At 43.4% G+C, this 9224-nt stretch carries 6 protein-coding genes; 4 read left to right on the top strand and 2 right to left on the bottom strand.

What is annotated here, in order from left to right; genetic code table 11:
* Positions 1-589: 589 nt before the first annotated feature.
* Positions 590-1927 carry a dihydrolipoyl dehydrogenase family protein gene (locus FD50_RS04225; RefSeq protein ID WP_056960507.1) on the bottom strand — a complete coding sequence of 446 codons (1338 nt, stop codon included), beginning with the start codon at positions 1925-1927 and terminating at the stop codon, positions 590-592.
* Between the two features lie 87 nt (positions 1928-2014).
* A complete protein-coding gene (locus FD50_RS04220; RefSeq protein WP_056960504.1) occupies positions 2015-3169 on the bottom strand; it encodes an ArgE/DapE family deacylase in 1155 nt (384 codons plus the stop codon).
* A 170-nt stretch (positions 3170-3339) separates the two neighbouring features.
* Here FD50_RS04220 and FD50_RS04215 point away from each other — a divergent pair, with 170 nt between their 5' ends.
* From FD50_RS04215 to asd, 4 genes are all read left to right on the top strand, one after another.
* The gene (locus FD50_RS04215; protein WP_056960502.1) at positions 3340-6243 is read left to right on the top strand and encodes a DEAD/DEAH box helicase; all 2904 of its coding nucleotides are present in this window, start codon (positions 3340-3342) and stop codon (positions 6241-6243) included.
* A 67-nt stretch (positions 6244-6310) separates the two neighbouring features.
* A complete protein-coding gene (locus FD50_RS04210; RefSeq protein WP_054758048.1) occupies positions 6311-6658 on the top strand; it encodes a hypothetical protein in 348 nt (115 codons plus the stop codon).
* A gap of 17 nt (positions 6659-6675) precedes the next feature.
* The gene (locus tag FD50_RS04205) at positions 6676-7491 is read left to right on the top strand and encodes an SPFH domain-containing protein (protein WP_056960500.1); all 816 of its coding nucleotides are present in this window, start codon (positions 6676-6678) and stop codon (positions 7489-7491) included.
* Between the two features lie 119 nt (positions 7492-7610).
* Positions 7611-8702, top strand: coding sequence for an aspartate-semialdehyde dehydrogenase (gene asd, locus FD50_RS04200; RefSeq protein ID WP_056960498.1), 1092 nt, complete (start codon positions 7611-7613; stop codon positions 8700-8702).
* Positions 8703-9224: the final 522 nt, after the last annotated feature.

Below are 9224 nucleotides of genomic sequence, written 5' to 3'. Positions count from 1 at the left end.
TATCCGGAATAAAAGAGGAGCTGTGACAAAATTTAACTTTTGTCACAGCCCCCTTTAACCGCTTTTTAGATGTGGATTGTTTGCGCCTAACCGCAAATTACGCATAGACACAGCCCGTCTATTTTGCAATTTAACGGTTACTGCTCAAAGGCTGGAAGTTGGGTGTCGCACTTCTTTCATAACGTGCTCCAAAAGGCTTTCGGTGAGTGTCGGCACTTCTTCCATAACGTGCTCCACCCCGCAACCTCCTGTGCCTAAGCCAAAATTACGCGTAACCAAACCCGGGTTACTTTGTAATTCAGGACTTAGTCTGCGGCGGTTGGACGCAGGTTGTCGGCACTTCTTTCATAACGTGCTCCAAAAGGCAGGTTTTTGTGTTTAGCATGGATCACACCGGTAACAAGTGCAGTTACCATTGTGATCCGACGCTAAGCCTCAAAACCTAGCGCCTTTTTACGCACTTCTTTCATAACGTGCTCCAAAAGGCAGACCTTTATGCTTAGCTTAGGTAACAACGGTAACAAGCGCAGTTACCCTCGTTACCTAGCGCTAATCTTCAAGGCCTCCCGCCTTTTTACGCACTTCTTCTTTAAAGCCCCTCCCACGCAGCCGATGAAATCGTCGGGAACAGGTGAATCAACCTGCCAACCTGTGCAGGATCTAATTTGAGTTCAAGTGCCGGCAAGAGAGCATTAATCACATCTTCAGCATGTTCGCTGATTTCAGTTGCACCAACCAAATGATGTTCTTTATCAAACAGCAAGATATTCTCACCATACTGTTCACGCTCAACATGGCGATACCAATTATCCAAAACATTATGGTGCACCTGCGAAATAGCTGCGTCTTGTGCCGCTTGTACCGGTGAAAGACCAAGCCATGCGATTCGAGGTGAAGAAAAGACCACGGAAGGAATTGCAGGGTAGTCAATTGGAGCAGTTGTTGTTCCGGCAAAGAGTTGTTGCAGGTATTTTGATTCAAAAATTGCGGTAGGTGTCAAACGCGGCTGCTTTTTCTTGATTACATCACCACTAGCGTAGATATTAGGCACTGTGGTTTGTAAGTGATCATTTACAATAATTCCAGCCTCATCATAAGCAACACCAAGTTCAGTTAACCCTAATCCCTCAGTATTGGGGTTTCTACCAGTTGCATCAAGAATCCAATCAGCCGCAACTGTCTCAGTTTGATTATAGTGCACCTGTTTGACCCCGTATTCCTCCGAAAATGAAGTTACCGTTGTGTTTTTAATAAAAGTCACACCACGTTTTTCCAAAAGTGCCAAAAGTTTTTGCACGAAAGGCTGATGGAATTTACGCAAGGCCTTATCTCCGCGCAACAAGACCGTGACCTGAGCGCCAAACGCGTTGGCAATGGTTGCAAATTCTAAACTAATATAGCCAGCCCCGATAATTACGATCCGATGTGGCAATTCCTGCAGATTCATAAATTCACGACTATCATGAGCAAGCTGTCTGCCGGGGATGTCTAGTCGATGCGGATGTAGACCGGTTGCAATCACAATTTTTTCCGCAGAAAGCTGTTGGGTTCCCACAGCGATCGTATGCGGATCGATAAAGTGTCCGCGTCCTTTAAACAAAGTGACACCTGCATCTTTTAACAAACCAGCGATAAAACCAGGCAGATCCTTAATAACCTCGTGTTTGTGAGCAACCGTAGCATTCCAGTTGAGTTCCAGTTGTGGGGAGACGAGTCCTTGCAAAGCAGTTGCAGTTTGTTGCAGGGCAACCGGAGCATCTAAAGTGATTTTGGCATTGCATCCACGATTAGGACAAGTTCCTCCAATTAAGCCGCTTTCAACAACCGCAACCCGTTTACCAGTTGCAGCTAGCGGAATGGCACCGTCAAAGGTTCCATGACCGCTGCCTAAGTACAAGACATCGTAATCGAACTCTTTTGTTGACATCCAAAGGCCCCCTTTTGCAGAATAGTTGATTATAAGACTACAATAGCGCAGGGGAGAAAACGAAACAAAAGAAATGCCTGTAATTAATTACTGCTGAGTGCTGAAAAAAGTAGTGGCAAAATCTTTGTAGAAAGCGCAGGCTTTGAGGTAAGTTTCCAGAACAACATACTCGTTGCTTTGGTGTGAAACATTAGCTCCTGGACCGATTACAATGCTGTCAAAGTCTCCACGCGCTTGCAAGAATTCCGCACCATCATTTGCACCTAACTCGCCTGCAACCTTTGCCGGATGATCCCAATGTTTTTGATAGACTTGCTGTGCTAATTGAACCAGATTAGAATGCGGATCTCCTGGAATAGCTTCTTCTGGGAAACTATAACTGAGCGTCAGGTCATAACCAGGTTGCTGATTGAGGGCTGCAACGATTTGTTCCAACGCAGCAAAGAAGACTTGGTTGGGATATTGCGGAATTGTTCGGATGTTGCCCATTAACTCTGCATAGGAAGGGACGCTGTTAACTTGTTCACCGCCAGTAATCTTAGTAATACTGTGTGTATTTTTTCCTAAAATGGGGTCGGTTTGATCAAACGCTGCCAGTTTTTGCTTTGCCAAGCGATAAAAGGTTAATAGGTTGTCAATGGCATTAACTCCATCTTCCGGACGCGCACTATGGGCAGCCTTGCCATTTGAAGTTACCCGATAATCAATAACTCCACGGGCAGTGTAGACTATCTCCTGCATGTTATCAGTCGGTTCCGCGATTAACAGGCCTGCCAAATGATCAGCATAGCCAGCAGCTGTAAGCTGTGCTGCACCGTATTCGCCAGTCTCTTCGCCAACAGTTGCTAATAGCCGGATTCTGCCGTTTAGCTGCGTTGAGTCTTCAGCCAGCTCAAGTAAGGCAACTACCAGAGCAGCCAAGCCGCTTTTCATATCAGCAGCGCCGCGGCCATAAAGACGACCAGTTTTGATCACAGGCTGAAACGGTGGGGTTGACCAGTCACTTTCCTTACCTGGTGCAACAACATCCATGTGACCGCTAAAACCCAGCAGTGGTCCTGTATTTCCAATGGTTATCACAAGGTTATCTCTGCGAGGAGCGTAGGCAACGGTTTCACAGGTAACATGCGGTAGACCTGCGAAAAGTGATTTTATGTAGGCGGCGACTGCTGCTTCATTGTCATTGACAGAAGCAAACGTAATCAGTTTTTTAAGAATTGCTATTTTTTGTGTATCTTGCATGACTTACTCTCCTTTTACCGACGTTAAGCCGTTATTTTATCAAAGTATAGCATGCTATACTAAAAGAAAATAGCTAACTTGATAGAGTAAGCTGGGGATGCAAAAGATTGCTAATGGAGTAACCAATCGTTCAGCGCCATAATTGTATTTTAAAATGAGAGGGAAAATAAATGACTAATGACATTACTTCTGAGCTGCTTTCCTCTGTAGTAAGTGGCTTTATCGATAGAAAAACAGAACATGCAACAGAGGAATTTTCACCGCGGCTGTTGCTGAATCAAAAGGATGACACTGTCTGGGATCATCTCAGATCCGAGTTGCAAGCTTGTTCGCAGTTTATCTTTGCCGTGGCTTTTATCACACCGGACATGTTGGTTCCGCTCAAAGTAGTGCTGGCTGATTTGGCTAAACGTGGAATCAAAGGCAAAATTCTTACCTCAGTTTATCTTTCATTTAATCGTCCGGAGGTTTTTGCCGAATTGTTAAAGATTCCCAATGTTACAGTTCGAATTTCAACACAACAAGGCTTCCATGTTAAGGGATATTTATTTGAACATCAGGGCAGCTATGATTCGCTGATAATTGGCAGTTCTAATCTGACGCGTACAGCTTTATTAGCAAATTATGAATGGAATCTGCGTTTGACGTCTCATCAAGATGGTGAACTGACGCAGCAAATTCGTCAAAAAATCAGTGAAGCCTGGCAGACAGCACTACCGCTGACTTCGGAATGGCTGGCTGATTATACATTGAATTATCAAGCACCCTTGCCTGCCGCTGGGCAAGCTGGGCGCTTTTTGCAGACTGAAAGGGCAGCAGAAACAATTATTCCTAATAGAATGCAGCAGGAAGCTTTGGCAGAATTACAGCAATTACGAAATGCCGGTGGAAAAAAAGGGCTGGTTATTTCGGCAACTGGAACCGGAAAGACGTACCTAGGAGCGTTTGACGTGCAACAGTTCAGACCGCGCAGAATGCTGTTTATTGTGCATCGTGAACAGATTCTAAAAAGAGCAATGCAAAGTTTTTATAAGGTGTTAGGCGGAAAAAAGAACGAGTATGGAATTCTTTCAGGCAATCATTTTGAAAGCAATGCAAAATATCTGTTTGCTACCATTCAAACGCTCTCTAAACAAGCAGTTTTAGCACAATTTAGCCGGACGGAATTTGACTATCTCCTGCTTGATGAAGCTCATCGCGCAGGGGCTCAAAGTTATCGGCGGGTTTTAAAATATTTTCAGCCTCTTTTTTGTATGGGAATGACAGCCACTCCTGAACGAACTGATGATTTTAGTATCTATGAGTTATTTGATTATAATCTTGCGTATGAGAATCGTTTACAAGATGCACTGGAGGAGAATTTGCTGTGTCCATTTCATTATGTCGGAATTCAGGACTATGAATATCAGGGGAAAGTGATTGATGAGCAGACCCCTTTGCGGCGCTTAGCCTCTAATGAACGAATTGATTATGTGTTGCAGCAGCTAGACTATTACGGATACAGCGGTCAAGCGGTTCATGGATTGATCTTTTGCAGTCGCAAAGATGAGGCCAAAGAAGTTGCACGCCTATTGAGTGCAAAGGGGCATCCTGCCACAGCTTTAAGTGGAACAGATACGATTGCACAGCGGCAAGCGGCGGTCAACCATTTGGAGCAGGGGGCACTTGAGTACTTAGTAACCGTGGATATTTTTAATGAAGGTATTGATATTCCATGCATTAACCAGGTAGTGATGATGCGCAGTACACAATCGAGTATTGTATTTATTCAACAGCTCGGACGCGGGTTGCGTAAAGCGCCAGGCAAGGAATTTGTCACAGTGATCGATTTTATTGGCAATTATAAAAACAATTATCTAATTCCGCTGGCGTTGACGGGAGATAAAACACGGAGTAAGGACAATGCACGCGAAGAGCTCGAATTGCAGCCGACTATTGGACTTTCAACCATCAATTTTACTGAAGTTGCGCGCGCACGAATCTACGAGACAATTCAAGCAGTTAAGCTGGATGCACTTGCTTTTTTGCGCAAAGATTACCGGCAGCTAAAGGAAAAACTAGGCAGAATTCCATTATTGTTTGATTTCCAAAAGTTTGGGGGAACAGATGCTGCAGTGTTTGCAGATAATCACTTGCTTGCGAATTACTATCATTTTCTGTTAAAGATGAAAGAAGATGTAGTTTTAAGCAAATTTGAGGATCAGGTGCTGAGCTTTGTTACTAAAGAGTTGCTGAATGGAATGCGCCAACATGAGTTGCTTTTATTAAAGGTTTTGCTTGAACACGAAAACGTGTCACTTGCTGAATTTAAGCACTTGTTAAAAGAACATCATTGTTATTGTGACCAAGCAACTTTGCGGTCGGTGCTGCAGATCTTGGATCTAAGCTTCTTTAAAGTGAAGGCTGGCAAGCGGCTTAAAGCTGACAACTATGGTGGTAAACCAATTGTTAGCTTGAATGCTGCCGGCTACCACTTAAATTCCACAATTCGAGCTTCTTTGCGCCAGCATGGCTTGTTTGCACGCCTTTATAAAGACGTTTTGCAGACTGGTCTGTTAAAAGCACGGAAGTATCAGTCAGAGCAACCGTTTACGTTATTACAAAAATATACACGCAAAGATGTTTGTCGCCTTTTAAACTGGGAAAAGGATGTTAGTGCTCCGTTATACGGCTATCGTGTTGGCAAAACAGCCTGCCCACTTTTTGTAACCTATACAGCAGAAGAATCTGCCCAAAAAAGGAGTGCGAATTATGAAAATGAGTTTATCAATACTTCATTGATTCGGTGGTATACACGCAGTCCGCGGCATCTTTATTCGGATGAAGTGCAGCAATTGTTGCAAGTTGATGAACAAGGTAAAAGAGTCGTTAAACTGCACCTTTTTATGAAGAAAAGCGATGCTGAAGGAAAGAATTTCTTTTATTGTGGTGAATGTAAGATCGAGCCTGGTTCGGTTAAAGAAGAGCTGATGCAGCTGCCGCATAAAAAGCCGCGGGCAGTTGTTTCGATGCTGTTGCGGCTACAGACACCGTTGCAGTATCGCAGATTTTTATTATTAACAGGAAAAAAATAACGTGCATTTTGATATTTATATGATATCATTACGATATCGATCGAGTGTGTTTAAAGGGGTGAAACTGATGGAACAGATGACGACCTTTTTGTTGCGCTTACCACGCAAGTTGAAAAAAAGGCTTGAGGAAAGAGCGGCACAACAAAACCAAAGTGTAAATGGTTTGCTCCAGACAATGATTGAAAGTGAACTTGCAAAACAGCAGGGAACACCCGTAATTTCTTTGGAAAATCGGCAATTTATTGGACAAGTTGTTCACGGTGCGCAAGTTGATTCTGAAAATGGACTCGTGCAGGTTAAAGGAATTTTTTACCGTTATCTGATCGAAAGTAATCAGGAGTTCGATGCGCAGAAAGACTATATAGTGCTGGAGGCTAACGGGAACATTTTAACGCTTAGACCGCTTGGACACTGAAAATAGGAGGCAAAAAAATGTTTGGATTCAAAATTGTGCAACAAAATTGTCAGGGGCTTGTGGAAACGCTGGGAAAATATCGGCGAACGGTTAACGCGGGGTTGCAGTTTTATGTGCCGTTGCTGCAAAAAATTCGCACTGTCAACTTAGCAATGCGTCCCTTACAACTATCGCAGTATTCTGTCATTACTAAAGATAATGCTGATATTCAAGCAAGTGTGACCCTGAATTATCATGTCACCGATGCTCAGAAGTATGTATATGAGAACACTGATTCTGTTGAGTCAATGGCACAATTGGTTCGTGGTCATTTGCGCGATATTATCGGAAGGCTTGATTTAACCGATGCACTGGGGTCAACTTCAAAGATCAATGCAGACCTTGCCGCAGCAATCGGCGATTTGACGAACGTTTATGGAATAAACGTTGATCGCGTGAATATTGATGAGTTGACTCCTTCGACTGCTATCCAAGGAGCAATGGACAAGCAGTTGACAGCAGATCGTGAACGAATTGCGACAATTGCTAAGGCACAAGGTGAAGCACAGAATATTAAGTTAACTACCGATGCTCGCAACCGCGCTTTGATTGAGACCGCACAGGCTCAGGCAGAAGCAACTAAGAAGAGGGCAGATGCAGAAAGTTATCGAATTGAAAAAATTCGTAAAAGTCTTGCAAACGTGGATCCGAACTACTTTAGAGATCAAAGTATTCATGCTTTTGTCGAATTAGCCCAGTCTAATACTAATTTAGTTGTACTTTCAAAAGACGAGATGACGACTTTAGGTCAAGTTCCGGTGATCAAAAAGATGATGGAACAAGAAAATAATTAATAAGTCACTTTAAAAAAAGATTAAAATGCTGTAATGTAATTGTAATGACGAGTTGGCAGGGATGAAAGCGGAGTTTCTCTACTTTACTCGCAGATTCTTAAAGTGAGCGAGGACTGAAAATGAGTAAAAAATTAAAAGTTGGAATTTTGGGGGCCACCGGGATGGTTGGTCAACGGTATGTAACATTGTTAGCCGATCATCCGTGGTTTGAGGTCGTTTTGGTGGCGGCCAGCCCGCACAGTGCAGGTAAAACATACGCAGAGGCAGTTGCTGGTCGCTGGAAGATGTCAGTTCCGATTCCTGCGAAAGTAAAAGAGCTGTCCGTTTTGGATGTTAACCAGGTTAACTTGATTGCAGAACAAGTCGATTTTGTTTTTTCAGCGGTTAACATGGCAAAGGATCAGATTCGAAAAATCGAAGAAGAGTATGCTAAAACAGAAACACCAGTTGTGTCTAATAATAGTGCCCACCGTTGGACCCCTGATGTTCCAATGATTGTTCCTGAAATTAATCCGGAGCATACTGAGGTTATTAAATATCAGCGGCAGCGGTTAGGGACAAGTCGCGGTTTCATTGCAGTCAAACCTAATTGCTCAATTCAAAGTTATGCCCCTGCTTTGTCGGCTTGGCAACAATTTGAACCTACTCAGGTAATTGCGACTACTTATCAGGCAATTTCTGGAGCAGGCAAAAATTTTGAGGATGCACCTGAGATTTTAAATAATGTGATTCCCTTTATTGGCGGTGAAGAAGAGAAATCTGAAAAAGAACCTTTAAAGATTTGGGGTCGAGTCGATCCAACCGACGGGGTGATTATTCCGGCAACGACACCCGTGATTACCAGCCAATGTTTACGTGTGCCGGTCTTGTATGGGCATACCGCGGCAGCTTTTGTTAACTTTAAACAAAAGGTAACCAAAGAAGAATTGATTTCTGCACTGGAGAGCTTTCGTGGGGTGCCCCAAGAGTTGCAATTACCTAGTGCACCGCAACAATTTATTCAATATTTAACAGCCGATGATCGACCACAGGTACGCTATGACGTTAACTTTGAGCATGGAATGGGAATTTCAATCGGTCGTTTGCGCCCAGATAAAATTTTTGATTGGAAATTCGTTGGTTTATCACATAATACGGCACGTGGAGCTGCCGGGGGCGCGATTTTATGTGCAGAATTATTAAAAAGCCAAGGCTACATTACAGCTAAATAGCTTAGTTTTGAAACTACTGTTAATGTGCGCCGCTTAACTTCAAGAGAGTGTGCCATAAGTCGGGAAATTTTGAGTGCTAACTTGAAATTACGAACATAGCGGGTGCTTTGCGATGAGTAATTCGAAGTTAGACGGAGAATTTTGACTTATGGAACACGTTTATCCTGAATAAAAGAGGGGCTGTGACAAAATTTAACTTTTGTCACAGCCCCTTTGTGTCTGCAATCACGAACAATCTCTTTTGCAATTTAACGGTTACTGCTCAAAGATTGGACGCAGGTTGTCGGCACTTCTTCATAACGTGCTTCAAAAGGCAGGTTTTTGTGTTTATCATGGATCACACCGGTAACAAGTGCAGTTACCACTGTGATCCAACACTAAGCCTCAAAACCTAGCGCCTTTTTACGCACTTCTATTTAACGTGCTCCAATCACCAGCCTTCTGTGCCTAACTTCAAATTACGCATAGACACAGCCCGTCTATTGTGTAATTTGTTGTTAGTGCTCAAAGGCTTTCGGTGAG

Source organism: Liquorilactobacillus satsumensis DSM 16230 = JCM 12392 (assembly GCF_001435195.1).
In the GTDB taxonomy this organism is placed as follows: Bacteria; Bacillota; Bacilli; order Lactobacillales; family Lactobacillaceae; genus Liquorilactobacillus; species Liquorilactobacillus satsumensis.
The sequence above is the reverse complement of the archived record's forward strand: the minus strand, read 5'-3'. Positions and strand labels throughout refer to the sequence as shown.